Source organism: Microcoleus sp. Pol11C3, assembly GCF_036701485.1.
Classification (GTDB): Bacteria; Cyanobacteriota; Cyanobacteriia; order Cyanobacteriales; family Microcoleaceae; genus Microcoleus.
This window is the reverse complement of sequence record NZ_JAUBQW010000031.1, coordinates 25,767-51,947: the sequence shown is the minus strand read 5'-3', so window position 1 is coordinate 51,947 and position 26,181 is coordinate 25,767. Positions and strand designations below refer to the sequence as shown.

20 protein-coding genes are annotated in these 26,181 nt (G+C 44.2%); 6 read left to right on the top strand and 14 right to left on the bottom strand.

The genetic code is table 11. The features are described from left to right. Positions 1-116: 116 nt before the first annotated feature. The 11 genes from QUA40_RS10175 to QUA40_RS10125 all read right to left on the bottom strand — a co-directional run bounded on the left by QUA40_RS10175 (position 117) and on the right by QUA40_RS10125 (position 16,817). On the bottom strand, positions 117-812 hold the full coding sequence (locus QUA40_RS10175) for an LPS assembly lipoprotein LptE (protein WP_333124797.1): 696 nt from the start codon (positions 810-812) through the stop codon (positions 117-119). 301 nt (positions 813-1,113) lie between these two features. Then, positions 1,114-1,479, bottom strand: coding sequence for a DUF1823 family protein (locus QUA40_RS10170; protein ID WP_333124794.1), 366 nt, complete (start codon positions 1,477-1,479; stop codon positions 1,114-1,116). 149 nt (positions 1,480-1,628) lie between these two features. After that, positions 1,629-2,660, bottom strand: a complete 1,032-nt coding sequence (gene gap, locus QUA40_RS10165; protein ID WP_333124791.1) for a type I glyceraldehyde-3-phosphate dehydrogenase — start codon at positions 2,658-2,660, stop codon at positions 1,629-1,631. Positions 2,661-3,107: 447 nt separating this feature from the next. Continuing rightward, positions 3,108-3,419, bottom strand: a complete 312-nt coding sequence (locus QUA40_RS10160) for a P-II family nitrogen regulator (protein ID WP_333124788.1) — start codon at positions 3,417-3,419, stop codon at positions 3,108-3,110. A 1-nt stretch (position 3,420) separates the two neighbouring features. Next, positions 3,421-4,392, bottom strand: coding sequence for a sodium-dependent bicarbonate transport family permease (locus QUA40_RS10155; RefSeq protein WP_333124784.1), 972 nt, complete (start codon positions 4,390-4,392; stop codon positions 3,421-3,423). 205 nt (positions 4,393-4,597) lie between these two features. Further along, positions 4,598-5,332, bottom strand: a complete 735-nt coding sequence (locus tag QUA40_RS10150; protein ID WP_333124782.1) for a glutathione peroxidase — start codon at positions 5,330-5,332, stop codon at positions 4,598-4,600. Between the two features lie 234 nt (positions 5,333-5,566). Further along, positions 5,567-6,208, bottom strand: a complete 642-nt coding sequence (locus QUA40_RS10145) for a Uma2 family endonuclease (protein ID WP_333124779.1) — start codon at positions 6,206-6,208, stop codon at positions 5,567-5,569. 185 nt (positions 6,209-6,393) lie between these two features. Next, on the bottom strand, positions 6,394-8,259 hold the full coding sequence (locus tag QUA40_RS10140; RefSeq protein ID WP_333124776.1) for a tetratricopeptide repeat protein: 1,866 nt from the start codon (positions 8,257-8,259) through the stop codon (positions 6,394-6,396). Further along, entirely contained in the window at positions 8,252-12,343 is a 4,092-nt protein-coding gene (locus tag QUA40_RS10135) for a tetratricopeptide repeat protein (protein ID WP_333124774.1), read from the bottom strand. Before QUA40_RS10135 ends, QUA40_RS10140 begins: the two co-directional genes overlap by 8 nt. Positions 12,344-12,367: 24 nt before the next feature. Beyond that, positions 12,368-15,199, bottom strand: a complete 2,832-nt coding sequence (locus QUA40_RS10130) for a tetratricopeptide repeat protein (protein ID WP_333124771.1) — start codon at positions 15,197-15,199, stop codon at positions 12,368-12,370. Positions 15,200-15,956: 757 nt separating this feature from the next. Further along, positions 15,957-16,817: a calcium-binding protein gene (locus QUA40_RS10125; protein ID WP_333124769.1), complete on the bottom strand. Its 861-nt coding sequence runs from the start codon at positions 16,815-16,817 to the stop codon at positions 15,957-15,959. A 738-nt stretch (positions 16,818-17,555) separates the two neighbouring features. On the opposite strand from QUA40_RS10125, the gene QUA40_RS10120 reads away from it, so the two are divergent. Both QUA40_RS10120 and QUA40_RS10115 read left to right on the top strand, forming a co-directional pair. Further along, a complete protein-coding gene (locus QUA40_RS10120; RefSeq protein ID WP_333124766.1) occupies positions 17,556-17,771 on the top strand; it encodes a hypothetical protein in 216 nt (71 codons plus the stop codon). A 97-nt stretch (positions 17,772-17,868) separates the two neighbouring features. Further along, a complete protein-coding gene (locus QUA40_RS10115) occupies positions 17,869-18,174 on the top strand; it encodes a transposase (protein ID WP_333124763.1) in 306 nt (101 codons plus the stop codon). A 184-nt stretch (positions 18,175-18,358) separates the two neighbouring features. Here the strand turns inward: QUA40_RS10115 and QUA40_RS10110 are convergent, their stop codons facing one another. Continuing rightward, entirely contained in the window at positions 18,359-18,538 is a 180-nt protein-coding gene (locus QUA40_RS10110; RefSeq protein ID WP_333124760.1) for a hypothetical protein, read from the bottom strand. A 1,632-nt stretch (positions 18,539-20,170) separates the two neighbouring features. Here QUA40_RS10110 and QUA40_RS10105 point away from each other — a divergent pair. Then, positions 20,171-20,368, top strand: coding sequence for a hypothetical protein (locus QUA40_RS10105; RefSeq protein ID WP_333124757.1), 198 nt, complete (start codon positions 20,171-20,173; stop codon positions 20,366-20,368). A gap of 709 nt (positions 20,369-21,077) precedes the next feature. Next, entirely contained in the window at positions 21,078-21,278 is a 201-nt protein-coding gene (locus tag QUA40_RS10100; protein WP_333124803.1) for a hypothetical protein, read from the top strand. 327 nt (positions 21,279-21,605) lie between these two features. Here QUA40_RS10100 and QUA40_RS10095 read toward each other — a convergent pair whose 3' ends face one another. Then, positions 21,606-22,355: a pentapeptide repeat-containing protein gene (locus tag QUA40_RS10095; protein ID WP_333124754.1), complete on the bottom strand. Its 750-nt coding sequence runs from the start codon at positions 22,353-22,355 to the stop codon at positions 21,606-21,608. Positions 22,356-22,409: 54 nt separating this feature from the next. Here QUA40_RS10095 and QUA40_RS10090 point away from each other — a divergent pair, with 54 nt between their 5' ends. Then, positions 22,410-22,922 carry a phosphoribosyltransferase family protein gene (locus QUA40_RS10090; protein ID WP_333124751.1) on the top strand — a complete coding sequence of 171 codons (513 nt, stop codon included), beginning with the start codon at positions 22,410-22,412 and terminating at the stop codon, positions 22,920-22,922. A gap of 357 nt (positions 22,923-23,279) precedes the next feature. Here QUA40_RS10090 and dxr read toward each other — a convergent pair whose 3' ends face one another. Beyond that, on the bottom strand, positions 23,280-24,470 hold the full coding sequence (gene dxr / locus QUA40_RS10085; RefSeq protein WP_333124749.1) for a 1-deoxy-D-xylulose-5-phosphate reductoisomerase: 1,191 nt from the start codon (positions 24,468-24,470) through the stop codon (positions 23,280-23,282). Between the two features lie 127 nt (positions 24,471-24,597). Between dxr and QUA40_RS10080 the strand changes: the two genes are divergently transcribed. Beyond that, the gene (locus QUA40_RS10080) at positions 24,598-26,181 is read left to right on the top strand and encodes a DUF2079 domain-containing protein (RefSeq protein WP_333124800.1); all 1,584 of its coding nucleotides are present in this window, start codon (positions 24,598-24,600) and stop codon (positions 26,179-26,181) included.

The following is a 26,181-nucleotide window of genomic DNA, read 5'->3' as shown; positions in this document are numbered from 1 at the left end:
ATTTTTTTCTAATTAACTATTTTTATCGATTTTATCATGATCTTGCCTCTGTCTCACATTTATTTGAAATGACTATAAGCCGGATTTGGTATCAGCATTGATATGATGCCTGATTGCTAACCTAATTTCTTAGATATCTCTGCAAGTTTAGTAACCATTTGTGATACGGCTTTGTCAACTGCAGCGCTCAAAAGTGTATCCTCATTACTGCTGCCAGAATTGCTACTGATTCCCCTGACTGAAATATTAGAATCGCTTTGATCGGCTTCTCCTACTGCTTTGGCGGTGGCAAGAATATCTCCTGAAGCTGTACCGATTAACCGCACGTCTATTTGAACGGTAGCTTTGGTTTTTTGCGAACCGGCGCCGATGCCCATGAAACTTCCGCCGCCTGATTGTTTGTCAATATTAAACTTGGTAATGGTGCCGATGAGAACGGCGTCAACTCCTAATTGTTTGCCTATTTCGGCTGCTGTGCCGGCATCCATCGCACCGCTGCGATTTTGCTGTTTGAGCGCTTGTTCGAGTTTGCTACGATCGACTACTGTATAAGTGCCATTGTTGACGAGTTCGTTGATTAGCAGTTCGCTGATGCCTTTGGCGGCGCCGACTCCTCTGTAGGAAGTGTAATAGCTGTTGGTGGTGCCGTAGTCGAAATCCATGACGACGAGGCGCTTTTTGGCGGTAGCTTGGGCGAGTTGGGTTGCGGGTTGGGTGGTGGCTGGGGTGGCGATCGCACTTACTGAAACGCCCGCTAGCATTAGGGTAGCGAGGGAAATGCTGGTTAAGCGAGATATGGTGGTTGTTTTCATAAAGCTTTCCTCACAGTTGTGTTGTGCCGACTCTAGAATACTTTACGGAACAGCCCGATGTCAGGTTTGGGGGTGAGGATGTTGGAATTGGCGGGTTTTAGTGTTTTTTGACTTTCAATCGGCTTAATTTTTTTTAATTAACCGCAGAGGAAGCAGAGAACTCAGAGAACTCAGAGAAACAGAGGAAGAGTTTAATCAAGCTTTCAATCCTTTATAGGGATTTAGGGGTTTTCCTGCCAAAAAATCTAATATCTCTGTACTATAACGTGGGCAAGAATCGCACAGCCATCGAAAATTCCTCTTACGCCCCAGATTCGATAAAACCCATCAACCAATTAGCCATCGTCGCCCTGCGAGTCTGTCTCGGCCCGAATTCCCCAATTTTGTAGCCTTTAAAGCCCAATTTTTCCTTCAGCAACTGCTTGTTTTCTGGAGGAGTCGATCGAGTCAATTTCACCGTCGCCGGCCTAGAATCGATAAAATCCGGCGGTTCCGGGTACTCTTGCCGCCACTCGGCTGCAACATCTGCACTGTTCCACTTGTCAGTCTCGGCATCCCAGCGGTAGCCCAGATACAGCCAAACTAATCGGTTGACGGCAGCATCGTCGATTTCTTCGTTGAGAATAGCCCAAATAGTTTCGTTATTCAGCGGTGGTAATTCAGACATGAGCGCGATCGTATCGGAAATAAAAAAAGTTTAACTCACATTAGATAACATTATCAGGAACGGGCAAGATGCCCGTTCCACAAAAAATCATAGGAATTTGTGTGTGGGGTGGACACGCGAGCCCGCCCAAAATGCCACCTCACAAAAAATCAATTATTCAAAATCCCGTCTTTCTCGGCCATAGACACCATTAAGTCTATCACGCGGCAAGAATAACCCCACTCGTTGTCGTACCAGGAAACGACTTTGAAAAACTTAGAATTCAGTTCAATTCCCGCACCTGCATCGAAAATGCTCGATCGCGCGTCGCCTTGAAAATCTGTCGAAACTACCGCATCCTCAGTATATCCAAGAAGGCCTTTGAGTTCGCCCTCGGAAGCTTTTTTCATTGCCTCGCAAATTTCTTTATAGCTAGTTTCCTTCGCCGTTTTGAAAGTAAGGTCAACTACAGACACGTCAGGAGTTGGCACGCGCAAAGCCATTCCAGTCAATTTTCCTTTCAATTCTGGCAACACCAAAGTAACAGCTTTTGCTGCACCAGTCGAAGAGGGAATAATATTTTGAGCCGCACCGCGTCCTCCCCGCCAATCTTTTTGGCTGGGCCCGTCTACCGTTGGTTGAGTAGAGGTCATGGCGTGAACTGTAGTCATTAAACCTTCTTCCAAACCGAAGTTATCGTTGATAACTTTGGCAATTGGTGCTAAACAATTCGTCGTACAGCTAGCATTAGAAACAACAGTATCTTTTGCCGGGTCAAATTTGTGGTGGTTGACGCCTACTAGATATGTTGGTACTTTTTCCGGGTCTTTAGTCGGTGCTGAAAGTATTACTCGTTTTGCTCCGGCAGTCAAGTGTTTTGATGCGCCTTCAAAATCTGTAAACAATCCGGTAGATTCTACAACATAATCTGCCCCGGATTTACCCCAGGGCAATTCTGCCGGATTTCTAATCGCTGTGCAGGGGATAAATTTTCCGTCAACGACAATCCCGTCTGGTTTGCTTTCAACTTCGCCGTCGTAAATGCCGTGGGTAGAGTCGTATTTGAAAAGATAAGCCAGGTTGTCTGGCGAAACTAAGTCGTTAATGCCGACAAATTCGATGTTGGGGTTTTTGATGCCGGCACGCATGACTAGCCGTCCGATGCGACCAAATCCGTTGATGCCAACTTTTAATGCAGCCATGTTTAAACTCCTATTGAAAATATCGTTAGTCGATCGGGTGATCGCCTGTTGTGGCTTAGAATTTACCACGCTAACGGATTTTGGCAACTGATTCTTTTCTATATCTTAAGAATTCTGAATAGTGCCCCGGCTGGGAAGGGCAATTAATCCTGAAAAGACTGCTGACTAATGGCTAATGTCTGATGAGTATAAACTTGTAAAAGTGCTATAATCGACAGAAAATATTTTCAAAATCGCCTTTTTTAAATCAGGCTAAAGTAATAAGAAAAAACTTATGGAAAAGCTAAAACGGATGGGCATTCTCACCCGTGGTGGCTGTCGGAACCCGAAGCCTAGGATTAAAGTCACAGATACGCGCAAGAACACGGCATTGCCGTGTCCCTAATGGCGTATAATCTATATGTAGCTCTACTTTTCCGAATTGGTATAATCACCAATAACTAATGACTACCCGACGCACCTAGTAATTAGCAATTCCACCGCATCTGAAATAAAACACGACCCACCAAATTTATTGAGAATGGGTCTAATGTTTTCTGCAACTGCTGAAACTTGAGCTGGTGAACAAAAAGCAAGCACATAAATGTTATCCAGTGCCGTCATTGATGAACCACGAGAAACGTGATCCCTAGTGCTTTTTCCAGCGACATCACGAATCACCGAATAACCCGGTACGCCAGCTTTGTCTAAACCGTCTAAAATCTTGCCGAGTTCTACTGAGTGGGCTATGATTTCTACTCTTTTGACTGACTCCATCATCTCACCTCCAAAACATATTGATTCCGTATAGATACAGGGGAATGCCTACAATGATATTAAATGGAAATGTCACTGCTAAGGCAGTTGAAATGTAAAGACTTGGATTTGCTTCGGGAACAGTTAGGCGCATGGCTGCTGGTACTGCTATATAAGAAGCACTCGCGCACAATACGGCAAACAGCAAAGTGTCTCCCTCTGGCATTCCGATTAATTTCGCTATTAGCAAAGCAATTACTGCGTTGACTATGGGAATTAGGATTGCAAAGCCGATCAGAAAAATTCCTGCTTCTTGCAAATCTTTAATTCTGCTAGCAGCAACCAGCCCCATGTCTAGCAAGAAAAAAGTCAAAACTCCGTAAAACAAGTCTTGAGTAAACGGACTCATAACTTCCCAACCATGTTCTCCTGTCAGTACGCCCATAACTAGGCTGCCAATCAGCAGAAAAACTGAACTGTTTAGGAATGCTTCTTGCAACACTTCTGGCCAAACTATTTCGCGTTTTCCTTCTTCCCCGCCAAATACACTGACTAGAATCAGACCAACTATAATTGCTGGGGATTCCATTAATGCTAGCGCGGCTACCATGTAACCGTCAAAGTCGATCCCCTGTGCTGTAAGGAAGGATGTTGCGGTGATAAATGTGACCGCGCTGATGGAACCGTAGGTGGCTGCGATCGCCGCAGCATTGTAGGAGTCGAGTTTGATCCTCAGTATGAAAAAAGTATAAATTGGTACTAGCATTGACATCAGCATCGCTGCCAAAATTGTCAGGGCGACTTGCTGGTCAATTCCGCTTCTGGACAGTTCAACGCCACCTTTAAATCCGATCGCAAACAGCAGGTACAGCGAAAACAGTTTGGGGATGGGCGCTGGGATTTCTAAATCAGATTTGAGAAAAATTGCCAGCATTCCCATGAAAAAAGCTAATATTGGGGGATTTAAGATATTTGACGCTACTAAACTCAAATCCACGATCGGTAACTCCCATTTCTTGCGTTTTTAATATTACTTCCCCAGTAATTGTGGCACGAGAATGGATCAATAGACCGATCGAACTAATGACCCGAAAGCTCGATCGGGCTAAATACCGCCAAATACGGCAAAGGCGCACAGTGCACACCTTACTCGTTGTAAGGTGTGCACGCGGGCACCCGCAAGCTAAGTTATTGTTGTTTAACTAAGCAACTGCCAAATAAGACTCTAGGGCTTCGGAACCACCGATCAACTTGCCGTCGATAAATACTTGCGGCACAGTTGTAGCCCCAGTCATAGCCCGGAGCGATCGGGTTGTGATATCCCGGCCCAAGACGATTTCTTCATAATCCAAGCCCTTTTGACTCAGCATTCCCTTAGCCTTGGCACAGAAGGGACAGCCCATTTTTGTAAACAGCGAAACTAGCTTCGGCTTGGTTGCTGCGGAGTTGATGTAGTTGAGCATCGTCTCGGCATCGGACACTTTGAAAGGGTCGCCCGGTTCATCAGGCTCAATAAACATTTTGTCAACCAAGCCATCTTTTACCAGCATCGAATAACGCCAAGACCGCTTGCCAAACCCTAAATCTGTTTTGTCTACCAGCATTCCCATGCCTTGAGTAAATTCGCCGTTACCGTCGGGAATTAACGTCACATTGTCTGCTTCTTGGTCTTTTGCCCACTCGTTCATCACAAAGGTGTCGTTGACGGAAATACAAACGATTTCATCTACGCCGTTTTCTTTGAAAACTTTGGCCAATTCGTTGTAACCGGGGAGGTGCGTTGACGAACAAGTGGGAGTAAAAGCTCCCGGCAGCGAGAAGACTACTACGGTTTTACCTGCAAATATATCATCCGTGGTGACATCCACCCACTCGTTGTCTTTGCGAGTGCGAAAGGTGACTTTGGGTACTCTTTGACCTTCTTGGTTCGTCAGCATGATTTTAAATTTTTGGGTACTTGGGTTCAATTCCTTTGCTTATTATAGCGTACTCATAACGAGTATGACTTGTCAAGGGTAGGTGGGTTTTTTTCTCGGACTTGGGCGCGCGCGCGAGTTCAGTTCATTGTCTTTGCGACGATGGTTTGAATCATAGTCCGAATCAATCTCGCGGCGCGCGCGGGAGATCAGTTCATTGTCTTTGCGACAGCTAGCAGATTTAAAACTTGCTGTTTAAGTTGGTCGGCAATTCTGTCTCCATTCCTTTGCTGCTGCTAACGGGTGAGGATTTTTTACACATTCTGTCAACATATCGATATCAATTCCCGGTAGCAATTCGCTTTTTGTAATGAGTTCATAACCGCAGTTTGACACGAATTCAACCGGAATTTCTTCTCGCAAACAGTAGATATAAAATCGGTCATTTCGCCAGAACCAAACCTCTCGCACATTCAACCTTCTATACAGTTCTAATTTATTGATGCTACCACTGGTAACAATCACTTCAATTACCAAATCGGGAAATTCTTTATCTGTGCCAATACAGTAAGCTTCATCCGGCTCCGTACCGCCACTTTTTTCCTCTTGTCGCAGAGTTGTAGACCCAAAAGGAAAATATTCGATGTCAGCTTCTACAAAATAAATAAGCAGCAGATCTCCAATGCGAGTTTTTCTACTTTCATGGCGGCGAGAAGGCGACATAATTTCCAAAACTCCATCTAAATAAGTAACTCGATATCCTGCTGTATCTCCAATCCGATTCAGCACTGTCTCGTATTGTTCCCAGTTCACCCTATCCGTGATGTAGCGTTCTTCAGGATCTTGGCGTTGGAGTGCTTGTTTCTTAAGTAATGTATCTAGCTCGAACGTCAGCATTAGTATTACCTCCTTACAAGTTGTTCTAATTGTAGCAGTAGCAGACGGCGGTTGAAACCGCTTCTACACAAACGATGTCTGCCTCCGCAGACTGAAGAGAACAACCCAAGTTTAATCGCCTTTTATTCAACCTGCGGAGGCAGGTGCAAGTTTGTATAGGCGCGGTTTTAACGGTAAGTTTTATCTTATTTCCAATCAAATCTCCGCCCCAAATATTCCTCTAATTCCTGATTGTAAGGTCGGAAATAATCGCTCAACCTGTCGTGAACTGACTCATTTACCCGCTGATAAGAACCAGGATTAGCATTTGGGTATTCAGACAATTGATATTCCGGCAAATCTAAGAATTCTAAAACTTGCTTGAGTGTTGTCGCTGCACCTGCATAAAAATCTTCGCTTTTCAAAATTAACAACTGTTCTTGGGGAAAGAAAGTCCGCCAGTTTTTTATAAATTCTATGTACCTACCGCGAGCTAAATAAGTACCCGGTTCCTCGCCGATGATGTATTCTGGATTTTGACTCAACCGTTCAATTTCATCGCTAATTACTCGATCGAGCGATCGCGCTTCCCAATTTAAGCCAGTCAAGCGGTAAAATTGAGAAATCGCCCGATCGACCGGATTTCGCAAAAGTACAATCAGTTTAGCCTCTGGAAACAGCCTGTAGAGCCGTTCCGGTGCTTCCCGATAGTCAAAATAGCTCGGACTTGCTTCGCCTGTCAAAAATTGCTCTCCCGGAGGCATTGGCGGAAAATGAGCCAAATACCAATCAATCCCTCTGTCAAAGTGCCACGAGAAAAAATCCATCTCCTTTTTAATCGGAGTCAAAATTTGCGGGTGTTGGGCTAAATAAGTATAAAGAGAAGTTGTGCCACACCGCTGAGAACCAATAATTATAAAGTTAGGAAATTGTACTGGTTTTAAGTTCCAATTTGGTAGAATAGGCATCTTGCCTGTATCTGCTTGTAGAACAGGCATCTTGCCTGTTCTATTACTTATAATAGATGCAAAACTTTGTTTAAAACTGACAGTTCGATAAAAATCAATCGCCTCCGCAATTTTACCTTGCCTCGTCAAAGCTTCCCCCAAATTCAGATAAGGCCAAAAAGCCTCCGGTTTAGCATCAACAACTGCGCGGTACAAGTTTTCAACTTCATCCAGCTTGTTTTCCTTAACCAAAACTTCCCACAAATTGTAATAAAACCACCAAGGAATATCGGGATTTATTTGTATTGCTTGGAAAAATGCCGCCGCCGCTTCCTCCCAGTATTTTTGGTGGCTCAGAACAGCACCTAAATTGTAATAAGACCAGCAATCATCGGGTTTTTGGGCGACAGTTGCGCGAGATGAGGCTAATGCGCGATCCTCTTCGAGGGCTTCGCTAACGCACTTTTCTTGCTGCTGCAACAACTCCTCTAATTTTCCTGACACTTCCGGACAATCCGGCATATTTGTCAATAGCAAATTGTAAAAAATAATTGCGCTTTTTGGGCGATCGTACTTGGCTAAATTCTTTCCTAACTGCAAATAAAAATCCCAATTTTCCGGTGTAATTTGCAATTGAGATTGTTCTAACACCAACTTTAAATCAGACTCTGTTTGTCCCAGAGCATATCCCAACTTCTCGTAAATTCCCGGCAGCAAATCTCCGTCAATTTCAATAGCTTTTAAATACGTAGCGATAGCTTCATCCCACTGTTTTACTTTAGTTAAAGCGTCGCCTAAATTACAAAAAGACCAAGCAAAATCCGAGTTGAGTGCAATCTCGCAGCGGTAAGCAGCAGCAGCTTCTTCCCATCGCCGAAGTTTCAGCAAAGCATCGCCCAAATTGTGATAAGACCAGGAAAAATCTGGATTTAACTCAACAGCTTTCTTGTAAGCAGCGACAGCTTCCTCCCATTTTTCAAGTTTCAGCAAAACATCGCCCAAACTGTGATAAGACCAAGAAAAATTAGGATTTAATTCAAGAGCTTTTTTGTAAGCAGCAACCGCCTCATCAAACCGAGCGCTTTCTTGCAGGGAATTCCCCAAATTCTGGTAGTCATTATCCATGCAAAACTCCTGCCATAGCTAGTAATTTTTCCAGCGAGTTCAAATCCAACTGCATATCTTTATGTAAAGGTTTGGTCTGAGTTCCATCATCAACCAAATCGCCAATTAAATAGTAATGTTCCAAACCGCACAAATTGCTAATCATCCAATAACAATGCGGAACGTAAAGGGGAGAAAAAATCTCAATTACCTTAGTTCCCGGACTGCAAAAAACTAGATTAGTCAACCCCCCTCCGTGAGGCGCGACAACTACTTTAGCAGCAGCCAAACACGATGCTTGTTCCGCTACCGACATCGTTTCCAACTTGACACTGCGAAACCCTAATTTCTCTAAGTATTTAATTACCTCTTCATCATTGACGATTCGCCGATATGATGCTTGTTGCCTGCTGATATAAATGCGCTCTGAATACTCTGTATTTATGGGCGGTTGTTCATTTAAAAATGTCTGTTTTAGATATTCACACTTCCATTTAGAAACGGCACCAGCTCCGTCATAAGATATTGACGGAACTATTAATTTATCGGCTGTAATGTGTAAATTGCAGCGACTTTCTAAAAGTTTATCTTGAGAAATTCCTAAACTCTTTAAAGTTTCTGCTTGATAGGAAGAATCCGAGGCATTGACGACAAACTTATCTATAATTTCTATCAATCCGCTCCGCTGCAAAAGGTCAAATCGCGTAATCACATCAAACATCCAATGAAAATAAGCAGCTCCACCCCAACGAGCAGATAAAAAAGCTACATTTCCATCGACGTGTTCAGCGGGAGGCAATTTGTCGGAAGTAATTACCAATTCCGGACAACCCATTGAAATATCAGGAACAAGTTTATTGTCTGAAGTAATCACGGCGCTAGTCACAACATCTGCCCAAGCTCGTCCGTTTGGCAATACGGCAACAAAAGCTTTTCTTGAATGACTTTGATGTTCCCAGAATCTGCGGTTGCTATCGATTGTTTTGGAATCAGATAAATTGATTTGACTCGCCGGATGGATGTCAATACAGGTGATGTTAGGATTGGATTCTGCAGCAACAGTCAAATCTTCTGTCAACCCACAGTATTTTTTGAGAACACTTAAGGGTAAATTTTGATTACTGCATTTTGCGTGATCGCTCTCATCGGCTTCTCCTTGTTGTTCCAGAGCATAACCTATATTATCGTAAGCTTCAAACAAATCCGGTTTAATTTGCAGGGCTTGAATTAAATTAGTGATTGCAGGTTCCCACTGCTGTTTTGCAATTAAAGTCAAACCCAATCCTTCGTAACACCAGCAGGATTTTGGATCGAGATTGATGCCTTTTTCATAAATGGCGATCGCCTTTCCCAATTCCCCTTGACTCCGCAGTGCATCACCCAACTTTTTGTACAGCCAACTATGGTCAGATTCTAGCTCAATAGCACGACCAAAAGCCACTGCTGCTTCGGGCCAATTTTCTTGTGCTTCCAGAACTTCCCCCAAACTATTGTACAGCCAACAATCATTGGGGTTTAATTCAATAGCTTTGCCGTAAGCAGCCGTCGCTTTTTCCCAATTTTCTAGTGCAACCAAAGCCTTACCTAATCTCTCGTAAGACCAACAAAAATAGGGATTTAGTTCAACTAACTTGCGGTACGCAACAGCAGCTTCCTCCCACTCAGAAAGATCCATCAGTACATCGCCTAAATAGTTGTAAGTCCAACAAAAATCGGAATTTAACTCAATAGCTTTGCGGTAAGCAGCAGCGGCTGCGTCGTATTCCTCCATCGCCTGCAAAGTTTCCCCCAAAAAGTGGTAAGACCAACTCAAATTAGGGTTTAGTGCGATCGCCTGTTGGTAAGCTGCCCTAGCCTCGTCAAATAGTTCTTTCTTTTGCAGAGTTTTACCTAACTTGTGGTAAGTTAAGTAGTTGCCCGACTTAATTTTAATAGCTGTTTGATAGCGGGCACTCCCCTCATCCAAATAACCGGAATTTGCCGCAATATCCCCCAACTTTTCCCAACCCAGAGACAACAGAGTTTGCTCTTCGCCCAAACTTTGATTGCCAATTTTTTTGACAATGAGTTGATAGCCTTTATGTACAACTTCTAACTGACTTCCAAACATCTCCAAAAAAACATCTATCCCAATTTTAGTATCTTGCTCCGGGCTGTCGGGAAACGTAAACTCGTAATCGTCAAAAATCATCAATCCCCCAACTTTCACCAACCTCCAAGATAAAATCGCATCTTGCAGAGCACTGGTGGGTTTGTGACAGCCGTCAATGTAAGCAACATCGTAATATTCCGAAGCCAAATTAATTAACAACTCTTGAGAGTAACCTTCTAATTCAATTACCCGATCTGCTGCTCCAGTTTTAACAATATTGCCCTTAAAATGTTGTTGAAAATACAAATCAATACAAGTAATCTTTGCCGTCGGGTGAGTTAAAATATTATCCAGCAGCCAGCAAGCCGACATTCCCTGAAAACTGCCGATTTCCACCACTTGAAAATCCGCAATTCCGGTAAATTCCTGCAAATGCCGTTTCCAAATAGGAATATTGTGGGTAAACCAATCTTGGGTAAATTGATAATCTTTCGCCGCACACTCAGGCCAACCCCTCAATTCGCTCGCTTTTTGGTGGCAAATAATTGCTTCTTCTAATTCCCCTAATTGCGGTAAAATATTTCCTAAATCGTTGTAAGGCTTAGAATTGCTCGGCTCGATTTCTATTTGGTGGCGGTAAGTGGCAATTTGTGCGTATAACTCCTGTTGTTTTGCCCGAACCTCATCCAGTTTGGCGAAAACTTCGGCAGCATTGGGTTTAATTTGCAGTGCCATACTATAAAATACGATCGCACCTTCCAACTGCTTCTGTTTTGCTAAACTATTGCCTAAATTTATATAAAACTCCGCTCCATCTAACTCAATTCCCAGCAAGTTGTGGTAATTTTTCCCGCTTGCAAGTACCTCAATAGCTTGACAATAAGTTTCGATTGTGCTGTCTAAACCAGATTCGCTTCGCTTCCGCAAAACATATCCCAACCGCTGATTAATTCCCGTCAAATTCGGCTCAATCTGAACCGCGTGCAGGTAAGCGCTAACAGCCTCATCCCAGGATTGTTCGCAGGTGAAGGCAATTCCCAAATTGACATAAAACCAAGGAATATTTGGATTTATTTCAATAGCTTTGCGGTAGCAACTAATAGCTTCCTGCCACAGTTTTTTTTGAGCCAAAGCGTCCCCTAAGCAATTGTATGCCCAGTAGGAATTATCATTAATTTCCAGAGTCTGACGGTAACATTTAATGGCTGCATCAAAGTCGCGTTTTTGCGCGAAAACATTACCTAAACCCACGTAAGCACGAGCGTATTTGGGATTGAGTTCGAGGCTTTTGTGGTAACAGGCGATCGCCCGATCTAATTCTCCTCGCTCCGCCCAAGTTTTACCCAAACTGTGGTAAGATTCAAACGAATTAGCATTGATGGCAATGGCTTGTCGGTAATTGGCGATCGCCTCATCCCACCGCTTCTGACCAACCAGCATTTCTCCCAAATTGTGATAAGCTGTTGCCAGCTTGGGGTTTAACCCAATTGCCCGCGAATAACATTCAATAGCGTGATCGACCTTTCCCAATTCAACAAAACTATTTCCCAGAGTGACGTGCTCGTCAGCAGTTGCCCAATTCGGCTCGATATTAAAAGCTTGATACCAACAGTCTGCCGCCTCTTCTGGCTTCTCTAACTGCGTCCAAATTCTCGCCAACTGTCGGTAAACAGCAGCAAAATTCGGCGCTAGCGAAATCGCTTTTTCACAATTGGCGATCGCCTTTTCCCACTGTTTTCCTTGAGAATACAAACTGCCGAGATTAGCGTAAACTTCCGGCAAATTTGGATTATGCTCGATCGCCCTTTCATACCACTGCTTAGCTTGCTCGATTTCACCTCGAACCTGCATCACCTTTCCCAGCGTCTGGCAAGCTGCCACCAAATTCGGTTCAATTTTCAACGCTGACTCGCAAGCAGCAACTGCCTCATTCAACTTTCCTTCGGCTAAATAAAGTTCTGCTTGCCGACTCAAATCAACTGCTGCCTTTTCCATCTTCTCAATCGAGGGCATAATTAAACTTGCTCCAGACACCAACTAACTCAAACCCACCACTTCAACCATCCTTTTCAGCGAACTCAAGTTCACTAAAATATCTTCAGTCAGCGAATTCTGATACATCAACTGTCTAATAGGATAGCATTCAAAAGCCTCCCCCGCTAAAAAGTAATGTTCCAACTGCAAATATTGACTGCTTCCCCAGTAATAATGGCTAATATAGTGTGGTGACACCAACTCAATTACTTTAGTTCCTTTGCGACAAAAAATTGTATTTGTCAAGCCGCTGCCGTGGGCAGCAACTATCACCTCAGCGTGGTAAAAATGAGCAATTTGTTCAGCCAAAGACATCGACTCTGGTAAAAGAGAAACAAACCCCGATTGTTCCAAAACCTCAACCACATCTTCCTCGTTCAAAACTCGGCGGTATCTCGCTTTGCTGCGGCTGATATAAATGCGTTTTGGATAGCTGGAACTAGGTAGAATTCCCTGGAGAAACTCGCGCCTCAAAAAATCCATAGCCCACCCCGAAGGCCACCCCAAATATCCGGCAAAAGACGGGACAATTAACTCTGTTGCTTGAAGGTGAGGAATGCGATCGCTCTCCAAGACTTTCTCTTCGGGAATGCCCATAATTCTTAGACTTTCCCGCTGAAATTGGTGCTGACAACTGTTAACCAAAAACCAATCTATCTCCGCAAAATCCCTACCGCTGCGCCGCAGCAATTCTATCCTTGGCAAAACATCAACCATCCAGTGAAAATAGACATTTCCCGACAAACCCGAAAGCACCGCCACGGTACCGTCAATCTGCTTTAAAGGTGGAAACGATTCTAAGTTAAAAACGCTGTGTTTCCTAACATCATGCTTTTCGCATCCAGGCAAAAACCCCGGATAATCTCTCGACACATCAGCCAACAAATAATTGTCCGGAGTAATTACAGTGATCGCCTTGCAAATCATCCAATAATTTTCCTGCGGCACAATCCAAACTCGCCCGTTGGGAATCTGTGCCACAAAAGTCTTGGGCGACTCCACAGGTAGCGGTTGCAAGTTGGACAAACGGCAAACTCCCCAACCCAAATGCACCGGATCGAACCACTTAGAAATCCTCTGCAAACACAGCCCGCAAGTTAAACCTGTACAATCGGTATTTCCCGATTGCGAATTTCTTAGCGAAAATTGGGAAGTCGGAATATTTTCGGCACAGGCTTCTGGTGCAGATTTCCAAACTATTTCCACATAATTGCCCGCATCCAACTTAGCATTAACCAGCCAATCCCAACTCGATAAATAAATAGCGTGAGGACGTTCTAGAGAATTGCGATCGGGCGAGATAAAACTCTCTTTTTTCCAGTTTTTGGGTTCCCCATACCCGTGCAATTGCAACTCTAAAACCTTTTGATAATAATCTATCGACCGTTCCCAACTGCCCTGTTTTTCCAGCAGTTTTGCCAACTCAAAATAAACCTGCGGTAAAGCAGGTTGAATCGTCAAAGCCAGGCGGTAAACTGCAACTGCTGCGCCCAAGCGCTGCTGCTGCGCTAAGCAATTTCCCAGCCGCCAGTAAAGCTCTGCATTTTTCGGCTGAATTTGCAAAGCTTTTTGATAATAAGCGACGGCTGATTCGTGTCCGCCGTACTCTGTTAAAGCATTTCCCAAATGCAAGTAAATTTGGGCTAAATTATCGCAGATTACAGCAACAGGCAATTCGCGCTCTGCACTTGACAAATATCTAGCCACACTATCTTTTTTCTTGACTTTTAAATCCCTTAAATCAGTGACCTCCGTGACATCAGTGACATCCGTAACATCCGTTATACAATCCGTTGCCGAACTTCCCATCAATGCTGTGAGAAATCGCTCGCACGCAGCGATCGCCCTTGACAATTCATCATCTTCTACAGCAGCAACTCTGCGCCTGTCTCCCAAACGGCAGTAAGCCTCAACAAAATCGGGCTTCAGAGCTATCGCCCGCTTAAAATAAGGCATGGCGTCAGCAATTTTGCCCAAAACCATCAAAGAAAACCCGGCGTCTGTATAGCCCGAAATATGTTCGGGATCGAGTTCGATCACGCGATCGAAACAAGCAACCGCCGCCGAATGTTCTCCCTGTATTTGCCACGCTTTCCCCAGATTGTAGTGAGCCAAAACCATGTCCGGCTTCAACTCAATAGCTGTGAGGTAAGATGCGATCGCCCGATCGGGATTTTTGTTGAGCAACGCTTGACCCAAATTATTGTGCAGCGTCGCCCAATCTGGCTTAATCTCGATCGCCCGCTGGTAAAGCTCGATCGCCTCAGCAGCGCGATCGTCCTTGAGCAAAATCACACCCAGATTGCTGTAAGCTTCCACGTAATCCGGCTTCAGAGCAATCACCTGTCGGTAGGTATCAATTGCCGCTTCGATCTGATTATTTTCATCTAAAACCACAGCCAGATTGTAGAAAGCAAGTAGATAATTGGGGTTAAGAGCGATCGCCTTTCGGTAACAGTCGATCGCCCCCAACAAATTACCCTGGTTGTGAAAAACATTTCCCAAGTTATAATGTAACTCCGGCCAGTCTGGTTTCAAATCCAGAGCTTGCCCGTAGTGAAAAACCGCCTCATCCAGCCAGCAATACTCGCTATAAAGTTGACCCAAATAAGCATGAGCCAGAAAAAACTGCGGCGAAATCTCCAAAGCTTGCACAAAAGCGTCTCTTGCCGCCGTCGGATCGCCGCTCGCTTCCAAAATTTCGCCTAAAGTCGTGTAAGCCGAGGGCGAAAATGGTTGAAGTTCGATCGCCATTTTACAAAAATCGATCGCCTCAGTTAACTTCCCCTTGTTGAAATAAACTTGGGCTTGCCGGATATATTCTTGAGTGTTCATTGATCGCCAGCAGTTGCGGTTACTATACCGCTTCAGTAAACCTTAGAAATGATGATTTAAAAGTTTGATATTTTCAGACTATTTATATTTTATGCGATCGGGCGATCGATTAATTTCACTAATAAATCGTTAAAATTTTTACCAGAAAGAATTCGTTTAAAGCCCCAAGCCTGATCGGGAGAAATTAACAGAAGACTATTCATTACTCCAATCCTCTTCCTTCCAGGTAGAGGTCGCTACCCGTGCGGTCAACTGTCAACCCTTCCACTTACTTCGGCTACGCTCAGCACAAGCCGCTCAGGGCAAGCTGTCAACGGTCAACGGTCAACTGTCAACTGTCAAATGAAGTACAAAAAACAGGTTTCGCTTCAGGGCGGTGCCAAGACTGCCGACCCTCCTGGTTTCTGAGGTGTACTTAGGCTCGTGAATTAAATAATTTGCATAAGCCTGTGGGATGGGCCAGAAAGCCCGTCTATAAGGGACGAGCTTTCTGGCCCATCCCACAAGAAAATCACGCATTGCAGGTTATTTAATTCTCATTCCTTAATTAACCTCGAATCTGCCGTATCTTAGGTTTCCTAGCGAAGTATTTACCAAGAAACCGGGTTGCTGACTCCGCGTGCATAAGTTCTGTCTCTACATTAAAGCTTTCAACTTCGCTCCGCCGCAGGCAGAATGAAGTTGAAAGCTTCCAAAACTTTCAGTGTGAGAACAGCCCCAGATGTTATCCAGTGCCGCCCCACAACTGCCAGTTGTTTTAGAACAGCTCGAAGTTGTTCGAGGTAATCGTCAGGCCAGTCTGCAACTGAGCAATCTGTAGCACTCCGTTGTTGCCGTTGAAGAACAGCGCACCGCTTGTGGGGTCGTAGATCAACTTGTTGGTTGTGGCTCCTGGGCTGGCTGTGTTGAAACCAGAAACGACGACAAACTCGCTGGCATCGAAGCTACTGCCCAAACCAGAGAACACACCGCCCTGCTTCAAGCGGATCTTATCTTCGCCAGGGGTAAAGTCAGTGATCGTATCTACGCCATAATCGCCACCGCTGGAGAAGAAGTAGAACGTATCGCTGCCAGCACCGCCGGTCAGGACATCGCTGCCTCTGTCGCCAGAGATAAAGTCATTGCCAGCACCGCCATTGACAGTATCGTTGTCTTTACCGCCGAACAGGCTGTCGTTGCCGTCGCCGCCGCCGACAACATCGTTGCCTTGGCCACCAAAGACTGTATCGCTCCCAGATCCGCCGAGTACGGTGTCGTTGCCTCTGTCGCCAGAAATTAAGTCATTGCCATCGCCGCCGTCTACGAGGTCATCACCTTTACCAGCAAAGATGAAGTCATCGCCGGTGCCACCAGCGACCACATCGTTGCCGCTGCCTGAAATGATGGTATCGTTGCCGTCGCCGCCGCCAACACTGTCATTGCCCCCGCCGGTAATAATCAGCTCGTTGCCACTGCCACCAGCGACCACATCGTTGGCCCCAAAAGTCAGGATGATATCGCTGCCGGGGCCGCCGTTCAACCTGTTGTCGCCTTGGGTGCCGATAACGGTAAAGCCACCGCCACCGACACCTCCAGCTAGTGAACTTGCTGGTGTTGTTGGATTAGTTACCTGTGTCATTTACACTCCTCCTAAAGGATGAATCATTTTTCTACAATACACTTTATCTCTGCTATACAAAACCTGGCTAAGCTTATTTAAGCTCCACCATTCAACTAGAAGTAGTTTCTAGATGGTCTGCTTCCTGCTTCTACCAAGGGAGTCGGCTCCTACTTGTCCACAGGCGTAAATTCGGGTGGAGCAGCACCCTATTTTTCAAATGAGTACAACTATTTTATTTGAAGCTTTTCGCCACTGAAACCGGACATTGGTTGAGACCCTAATTGACCCGGCTGCCATAAGTTGTCATGTAATTTAAATTGTCCGTAAGGAGGTAGGGATCGCCAGTTGAATCCTGTATTCCTTGAGCAGCAAATATCGGTTGTTTCCTGCTTTGGACTCTCGACTCCACTACTCCCTCCCTCCTCTAAGACCAAAATATTTCAGCTAAACGTTTGTGAGTGTACCATACCGACCTTCGATGCGGCTAGTCATTTTTAAAACAATAGCCGGGAAATACACATAAACCATTATTAATGGGAGTATGCTCTCTATATTGAGAAATCGCACCGGGTGCTTCTTGGCACTGTCGCCGGGAAGTTCGATCGCCCGCAATGGGGCTGGAACTGAGTTGCGACTTTTAAGTACACTGTAGTTAACCAGACTTTTGATTTTCGCCAAGAGTTCCCCAGAAATCAAAATTTTTTAGCTAGCTTTCAAAGCAAGCCCGCGCACGCTGGAGGCCGCATTCAATCAAAAGTGCATCCCAACACACTCCCCGACGGACTCTTGAGCCTCATCACCTTGATGTTTCCAGCCAAATCTCTCACCCTCAACGCAGGAGTTTGGCTAAACAACCCAGTTTTTCAACCACAATCCGTCATTTCAACCATGAGCCACATCCATCCGGACAATCAGACAATGCAGCGCTTGTGTTGTGCAGTTGGGATGAACTCTGGGCCGATAGAGTTGTGACAGTAATGTCACTAGATTTTAGATTTTAGATTTTAGATTTTAGATTTTAGATTTATTCCAGAGATGAATCTGGGAACTGGAACTAGGATATAAAATTTTGGGCTGCTGGCGAATCCTGCCCCTGTTATGGGTTGGCGCAATTTTAGTTATAAATAATTTACCTGTTGATAATGCTGAAGCCGTCAATTTTTTGAGGGCATCTATTGAAGCCCATGTAAAATTCTTACCTCGACACTCGCCGGATTTATCTCCGAGCGAGTTGTATTGGGCCAAAATCCAAGCAATTTTTCGTTTTCAGGGATATCCACCTTCAAATGTTCTTGATGAAGCGATTACTACAGCTATTAATGCTTTTAATGATGAAAATGCTTGGCCCAGCTTTCATCACTCTGGTCTCTTTTGAGAACAAATTAAATAGTTAATTTGTGTGGTACATTCTATGGCTAATACCTGTGAGTTAAAATATTAAGTTTTTAGCCCATAGTTGTTTACTAATTGTTGTTAACTTCGAGCTGATCATTAACGATTAGCAATTTCCCGGAAATTTGGTTCCGCATTCATTCAGAGAAAATCTCTACAATTTATTCCTAGCGGTGTGCTTCTAGTTGCGCTGGTGACGCGTTGGAATTACTCTGGCTGTCGTACCTGTAGATTTGAGCGTCACTCTCGAAAATATAATTGATGGAAGTAGCTGCATAGTAGGTCAGCGCTAGCAGCGACAATAGATTAAGAACTCTATAAATTGGTTTCTCAGATACTTCGTTCATTTTGACTCCTACTTTTTATGCAAATAGCGAATTTGGATACAGTGACGGCAGTTTTTTTTTAGAAGTTCCCCAACATCTCGCACCTCTAAAAATTTCGCTGGCTCCCGTTATACACTCCTGATGCCCGATCGCCTAAAATAAGTCGTACTTGAGATTTGAAACAGTTTTTGTTGCCTATTTCATATTGCAGTCTCTGCCTTGAATTGTCTATCTAACTGCGGTAAGAGTTAGACAATTTGGCGACAAACGAACTCTACATTTTCCTGTCTAGAGCTGCTAGGATTTGAAGAAAGGGAGCTGGAAAAGGTTAAAGGGCAAAGAGCCTAGCTGTTTTTCAACGCCTAGCCAGGATTTTCCCACCTTCGATTAATGGTACGTAGCAGCCGGAAGTATAAAAATTCTTAAGTTGGTCAGCGGCAGGCGAAAATATGTCTTAAGTTATATTTTTGCAAGCAACAGGCCATGTTACATTACATATTAATTTTGAGCTTGGTTGAGGTTGTCAATAATTTTTGAGTAAAAAAATCTTGCTGTCGCTGTCCGACTATTTTGGTCTGAGAATTTTGACTCAGCGGCACCCTTAAATCGCGATGTTACAGAATAAAAGTAGGCGTCGGTCGATTTTAGAGTTTGGTGTGAGACGTTAGGCGAGAGTTCAGTGGAGTTGCGCTCAGTCGAACGATTTGAGATTTGAGATTTACTCCACAGATGAATCTGGGAGCTTGAACAAGAGTCTAAAATTTTGGTCGGCTGGTGACTCTTTTCGGAAACTTGTACCCGTTTTTGGGCGGGGTCAAAAAGCAGAAGGCAGAATTTGATAGCGGTAAAAAAATACTGTTTTAGGATTCAGAACTTTTATTTAATTCTACCTTATTGCTGCATTTTTACCATAAAACAAGATGATTTACTCGCTGCCAGGAGCGATGCACGCCGAATTATTTAGGACGAGATCATCGACTGGGTTTAAGCCAGTTACTGCCACAATTTATTATCATTTTTGCTCCGATTGAGCTGTTTGTACAACCGACTTTTGGCTGGTAATTTGCAAAAGGGATAGGGGCAGAACAACAGGCCAAAACAGAGGCCCGATTATTAAGGCTATCCAAGATATCACGTCTTTTTTAGATGTCGCTGTGTCATTCAAAAAACTTTTGAACCAAAAAATAAAAACGATTAAGGCAATCGAAAAGTAGCTAATCATTATCATTTTTTTACCTGCCTGCCTATAGATGGGATAGAAGTATTTATAAATATTGTATCTCAGGGTGTGGCTCGCCGATCGCAACTTTATGCCCTGAGCTGCAAGCTGCAAGTGTCTAAAACCCAAAGTTTCACAGTTCTCGGAGTCCTGAGCCTGGGATGTATAGGGAACGCACTCCCGCTGTGCAGCGGCGCTGGGGGCTAAAAGTCTTGCGCTCAGGACTTTTCGAGGTTTTGTCAAACCTTGAGGCTACCACCCCAATCATAGCTTATGCGATCGAGGTCTTTGGTTTTGTGTGATTTAAATCACGTATAGTCGCAGACTTCGGTCACAAATCGAGCTAAGAACGATCACACAGCTTACCCGACTGCAATCACCCTACTCTTTTCTCAAATGTTCGATATTATAATAGTCGAGTTCAACGAGATTTCATGCAAGCTCTGACTTTAAAATCTGATCGCGCGATCGCTGAACTGTTCTATCAAGTCACTCATTCAGGCAATCTGACTCGCACTGAAAGCCACGGACTGCGCGAACTCTGCCAAAGCCCTCTCAGCGAAGACGCCAGAGATGCAGTCAACCGCCTTCTGCACGCCATCCGCCGCGGATGGGTCAGGATTTCTGATTAGTCCCTCCACACAAGAAGTTGAGATGAGTATTTATACTTTCTCTCCTGTCAAGCTTTGCCAACCATAAGATTTCCCTGAGTGTGTCCCTCCATTAACCCTCTCCAAAAAAAATTGTACTGCGATCGAAAAACTCGACCCGGTTTCTTGAAGAAGCCGGGATTTTAGATTTTAAGCAGTCAGTCGATTTTAGATTTTAGATTTTAGATTTTAGATTTTAGATTGACTTCACAGATGAATCTGGGAGCTTGAACTAGAGCTTAAAATTTTGGGCGGCTGGGGACTCCTATCGAAAACTTGTATCTGTCTTTGGGCGATCATTAAGTATATCCACGGAACACAGACCCCACCAAGAAACTAGGTAAATGTAGGTAAAAGTGGGTTTATAAATACTATAAAAGTTTTACGTTGAATTAAGCTAAGCGATTTAGCTAGCAGTCATTAGTAATATATTAATAGATAAATATTAAAAGATTTGTCACAGTCTCTTGACAAAAAGTAGAGATTTCGGGGTTGCCAGAAGCGAGGAATCGGGACGGGGTTTGTGTTTCAAGTAGCAGGGCTACCGAGGAAATATCCGATCCCCTAGTTCGGCTGACACAAATCACTCATCAAGAGCCAATCGATCACATTTACTCCCGTAGTTGAATCACATAAATTTTGGAAAAATCAGTCAATACTGTCAAAAGTGAGTTCAAAAACAAAACACATGATGACAACCCAAACGCTTTTACCTCAATTTACTATTGCAGAGCTAGTCTTTCAGGTATATCACTCCGGTCTGCTGACTCCCACTCACCGACAACAGCTCAAGACAGCGCTGTTAAATGACACTCTTACCGAAGAAGATCAAACAGCCATCAACCGCTTGCTCCACGCCGTTCGCCGGGGCTGGCTGAAGGTTGTAGATTAAATTCTCGCCAATTTTTTTTGCGACCCTATTTAAATGAACTGTCAGTCTATTTTGGATTTTAGACTTCCGCAAGCGCTCAGTCGAACCGTGGAGTCCCCCTCACTCTAACAATTTGAGATTTTAGATTTACTCCACAGATGAATCTGGGAGCTTGAACAAGACTCTAAAATTTTTGCCTCTCCACAACAGGAGTCCGGGGCTTCTCTCGATTTTTGGGCGCATCAGATTAACCCAGAATTAAATCCCCTTAAAAAAATCAGGCATTAGCCTAAATGTAGGGTGCGCCACAAGCACCCTGCGGTTTTAACTTCTATTTTCTCAGCTTATTTAGTCAGAGATTGTGCCGTCAGGCATCATGGCCTCTCTCAGATTCGCTTCATCCAAATTTGTCCCGCGCAAACAAGCTTGATGTAAGTTTGCTCCCCGGAGATTTGCTCCCTTAAGGGAAACTCCACTCAAATCTGCTTGATGGAGATTTGCACAGCTCAAGTTAGCTCCGCTCAAATCGGCTCCCTTCAAATCAGCTTTTTCCAGATTTGCTTCCGTTAAATTTGCCCAACTCAGATTTGCTTGAGTTAGGTTAGCACGGCTGAGGTCAGCTTGTGTTAAGTTTGCATCGGTTAAATTTGCTTTACTGAGGTTGATTTCGCAAAGCTTTACTTCTGTCAAGTTTGCACCTTGCAAGTTAGCGTTAACTGCATAAACTTGAATCAAAATTGCCCCCTGAAGGTTTGCATCTCTCATGTCTGCACCCCTGAGACTCGCCCCCGTTAAATCGGCCCCGCTGAAGACGACACTCCGCAAGATGGCTCCGCTCAAGTTCGCTCCCACGGCCTCGCATTCGCCAAAATTAGCGGACATGAGGTTGGCTTGGGAGAGGTTGGCTTGGCTGATATCTGCTTGATACAGATTGGCTCTGTAGAGGGTGAGACCGATCGAATTAGCACCTTTTAAATTAGCGTGACTCAGGTCAATATCGCGCAAGTTGGTCCTTGACATATTGACCCCGGCCAGGTCTACTTTGTGAAAAACCCGTTCTCCGGCTGCATACCGTCTGAGAAGTTCATCTGCATCCATGTCATTTCTCCCAAAATATTTAATAATACCTTTGATATTTCAATAATATTAGGCATGAGCGACCTTTACGTTTCTTGGTCTGAATACCATGGGAAAATTGAGGATTTGGCTGTAAAAATTGAGGAATCTCAGTGGAAATTCGATCGAATTGTCTGTCTGGCGAGGGGAGGGCTGCGGGTTGGAGATACTCTGTCGCGGATTTTCGACAAACCTCTGGCGATTTTAGCTGCCTCGTCATACAGTGGGGCCGAGGGAAAAGTTCGGGGTGCGATCGAGTTTGCCCGCGATTTGACAATGGTGGGCGATAATTTGGGCAGCCACATTCTCCTGATTGACGATTTGGTGGATTCGGGAATTAGTTTAGATCAAAGTATCGCTTGGCTGAAGAGTCGCTACGGCGAGGATATTCAGGAAATTCGGACTGCTGTACTCTGGTACAAGGCTTGTTCTGTTGCGAAGCCGGATTATTATGTAGATTATTTGGCTGACAATCCTTGGATTCACCAACCTTTTGAAATGTACGAAAAGATGAGTGCGGCTGATTTGGCAGCGAAAGTTGGGAGTTAGTCAATAAAAGACTAAAATCAGGTCAATTTTTTATAGGGTTTTGCCGATATTTTGCACTTTTTGGCATAGTCCGCCAGGGGTTGAAACCCCTGTCTCATAGCTAAAGTCCTCTGAAAGAGGACTGGATATTTATCAAGGTTCGGCAGTCGGTTTCAACTCTGATCTTGCACCATTTTCAGCAACAGGCAAGATACCTGTTCCACAAAGAGTGAATTTTCTTGTGGAACAGGCATCTTGCCTGTTCATAAAAAGCTTATTGAGAATGTTGCACTATCTCAGTTTCAACCGACTTTAGCTATGAGACGGGGAATTAATTCCCCGCCGGAATTGTGAGTAAGTGCAAGTCTGCTGATACAATTAGCGAACCGAAAGAATACGATCGCCCAATTCCATACTATCTGCCAAAACTTCCTGCCGCGCCCACCTATCCGCGGCTAAAATATCATCTAAACCAGGACTTTCACAGTTATCGGTTTGATGTTTGTCGCACGCCTTCTCAATCAACTTTGGAATATCCAAAAACTGAATCTTCTCCTGCAAAAATAGCGCTACTGCCTGTTCGTTTGCCGCATTCAGCACCGCCGGCATCGAACCGCCCGCACGTCCAGCCGCATAAGCCAACTGCATACAAGGATACTTTTCGTGGTCGGGTTCTCGGAAAGTTAAATCCCCAGCTTTTACCAAATCCAGCCGTTCCCAATCTGTATGAATTCGCTCGGGCCAAGACAAAGCATAAAGCAGCGGCAAGCGCATATCCGGCCATCCCAATTGCGCCAAAACAGACGTATCTTGCAGCTCAATTAACGAGTGAATTATGCTCTGGGGATGGATGACAATATCAATGTCGTCATAATCCATCCCGAACAGGTAATGGGCCTCGATTACTTCTAATCCTTTATTCATCAAAGTAGCAGAATCGATCGTGATTTTCTGCCCCATCGACCAATTCGGATGTTTCAAAGCATCGGCTACTGTTACTCCTGCTAATTTGTCGATCGGCAAATCTCGAAAAGAACCCCCCGAAGCCGTGAGAATAATTCGCCGCAACCCGCCAACCATAACACCTTGGAGGCACTGAAAAATTGCTGAATGTTCTGAGTCAGCAGGCAATATTTTAACGCCGTATTTTTCGATTAAGGGGTTGACAACGGGGCCCCCTGCGATTAATGTTTCTTTATTGGCTAAGGCGATATCTTTGCCTGCTTTGATAGCCGCAATTGTTGGCAGCAAACCGGCACAGCCAACTATGCCGGTGACGACGGCTTGAGAGTCGCCGTATTGGGCAACTTCGACAACGCCTGACTCGCCAGCAAGTAAAATAGGTTGAGGGTCGATATCTGCGATCGCCTCCTTCAATTCCTGTAATTGATCTTCGTCGCAAATTGCGACAATTTCCGGTCGAAACTGGCGAATTTGCTGGGCCAGCAACGTTACATTTCGTCCGGCAGTTAACCCGACAATCCGAAATTGATCGGGGTATTGAGCTACAATATCCAGAGTTTGAGTGCCGATGGAGCCTGTGGAACCGAGAAGAGTTATTGCTTTCACAATTTTTTAATGTTTTATGGATTATTCTAATATTACGATTGCGGGGATAAAAATTAGTGCTTAACTATTGCGTGGAAAGCACATTCGATGGAATCATATTTTGAGTGACCACCTAGTGCCAGATTTCATGCAGAATAGGGAAAATTTTGCTGATGACCGTGAGGACATCGGTGTCTCGAACTCGGAAAATATAGAGGAAGGTCGATCACAGCTAACGTCGAGTTTGGTTTGGGCGATCGCTACTGCTGCGGCAATTTTCTTTTTGTGTAGCAGTTTACGGCACGCTTTATTCCAATCAACTGCTTTCGATTTGGGAATTTTTGACCAAGCAATTTACTTAATCAGCCAAAACCAAAGGCCTTTTTCTTCTTTAATGGGGATTCATATTTTGGGCGATCACGCAGCGGTAATTTATTATCCGCTAGCTTGGCTGTACAAAATTTACCCGGATGTGCATTGGCTGCTGTTGGTACAAGCAGTTGCTTTATCCCTGGGGGCTTGGCCTACCTGGAGTTTAGCGCGTTTGGCAGGTCTGAATCAAGAACAATCCCGTGCGATCGCATTGATTTATTTGCTCTATCCGGTGGTATTTAACATCAATTTATTTGATTTTCACCCGGAAGTAATCGCTTTACCCGCACTTTTAGCCGCAATTTTGGCGGCGCGTTTAAATAAAATTGTGTGGTTTTGTACCGCTATTCTGTTAATTTTGAGTTGTAAGGCGGTTTTGTCCCTAACCGTTGTTGCTATGGGTTTCTGGCTGTTTTTTTGCGAAAAAAAGCAACGGTACGGGGCGATCGCACTTTTGCTAGGTGCAGCTTGGTTTTTGATTGCTTCCCAGAAAATAATCCCCTTCTTTAGCGGCAGCGAAGTCGCTGGAGTCGGGCGCTACAGCTATTTAGGCAAATCCGTACTAGAAATCATCATCAATCTCATATTAAAACCACAGTTAGTATTAGGAAAAATCCTTTCCTTCGATACATTCAAATATTTATTTCTCCTCACCTTACCTGTAATTTGGCTGCTATTGCCATTCTCGGGAAAACTACGCCTCAAATATTTAACAGCGCTAATTCCAGCCCTCCCTACCCTGCTGATCAATATCCTCTCTGACTTGTCCTTTCAACGCAGCTTAGCCTATCAGTATTCAGTACCTGTAATTCCATTCTTATTTTTAGCAGTTATCGCGAAAGAAGAAACAAGGAACAGGGAAGAAATAAAAGGCAACAAGGAAGAGGATAAAGTAAATAAGCAACATTTTTTAACATGGAGCAATCTTCCACAATTTAAAAACTTCCAAATTTCTCAACTTTGGCAGGGAATTCAATTGCCGAGAATCATGATAATTTGGTCATTACTAATTTTCCTCTGTGTTGGCGAATATAAAGATTTTTATCTGTACCTAAATAGACTAGATACCTGGCAAGCTACACGCGAAGCAGTCGCACAAGTTCAACCGCAAAGCAGTATTTTAACAGATAATAGACTGGCCCCTCACTTTGCCCACCGCCCAATAGTAAAATTGCTGTCACAAATTTCGCCCCAAACAAATTTAGCAGAATTTCAATACATATTATTAAACCTGCGCCATCCCTGGCCTGATACTGAAAAACTTGGTGCTACTTTAGCAAATAAACTTAAAACTTCTTCCGATTTTCAATTAACTTATCAAAAAAACGAAGTCCTGCTATTTAAACGAAGGGCTGATTAA

Bases quoted from the DNA above. Each gene is read 5' to 3' on its own strand.
- QUA40_RS10125 (WP_333124769.1), bottom strand. From the start codon at position 16,817: ATGACACAGGTAACTAATCCAACAACACCAGCAAGTTCACTAGCTGGA.
- QUA40_RS10110 (WP_333124760.1), bottom strand. From the start codon at position 18,538: ATGAACGAAGTATCTGAGAAACCAATTTATAGAGTTCTTAATCTATTG.
- QUA40_RS10150 (WP_333124782.1), bottom strand. From the start codon at position 5,332: ATGCTGACGAACCAAGAAGGTCAAAGAGTACCCAAAGTCACCTTTCGC.
- QUA40_RS10090 (WP_333124751.1), top strand. From the start codon at position 22,410: ATGAGCGACCTTTACGTTTCTTGGTCTGAATACCATGGGAAAATTGAG.
- QUA40_RS10160 (WP_333124788.1), bottom strand. From the start codon at position 3,419: ATGATGGAGTCAGTCAAAAGAGTAGAAATCATAGCCCACTCAGTAGAA.
- QUA40_RS10080 (WP_333124800.1), top strand. From the start codon at position 24,598: ATGCAGAATAGGGAAAATTTTGCTGATGACCGTGAGGACATCGGTGTC.
- QUA40_RS10095 (WP_333124754.1), bottom strand. From the start codon at position 22,355: ATGGATGCAGATGAACTTCTCAGACGGTATGCAGCCGGAGAACGGGTT.
- QUA40_RS10100 (WP_333124803.1), top strand. From the start codon at position 21,078: ATGACAACCCAAACGCTTTTACCTCAATTTACTATTGCAGAGCTAGTC.
- QUA40_RS10140 (WP_333124776.1), bottom strand. From the start codon at position 8,259: ATGGATAATGACTACCAGAATTTGGGGAATTCCCTGCAAGAAAGCGCT.
- QUA40_RS10105 (WP_333124757.1), top strand. From the start codon at position 20,171: ATGCAAGCTCTGACTTTAAAATCTGATCGCGCGATCGCTGAACTGTTC.
- QUA40_RS10135 (WP_333124774.1), bottom strand. From the start codon at position 12,343: ATGCCCTCGATTGAGAAGATGGAAAAGGCAGCAGTTGATTTGAGTCGG.
- QUA40_RS10175 (WP_333124797.1), bottom strand. From the start codon at position 812: ATGAAAACAACCACCATATCTCGCTTAACCAGCATTTCCCTCGCTACC.
- QUA40_RS10170 (WP_333124794.1), bottom strand. From the start codon at position 1,479: ATGTCTGAATTACCACCGCTGAATAACGAAACTATTTGGGCTATTCTC.
- gap (WP_333124791.1), bottom strand. From the start codon at position 2,660: ATGGCTGCATTAAAAGTTGGCATCAACGGATTTGGTCGCATCGGACGG.
- QUA40_RS10145 (WP_333124779.1), bottom strand. From the start codon at position 6,208: ATGCTGACGTTCGAGCTAGATACATTACTTAAGAAACAAGCACTCCAA.
- QUA40_RS10130 (WP_333124771.1), bottom strand. From the start codon at position 15,199: ATGAACACTCAAGAATATATCCGGCAAGCCCAAGTTTATTTCAACAAG.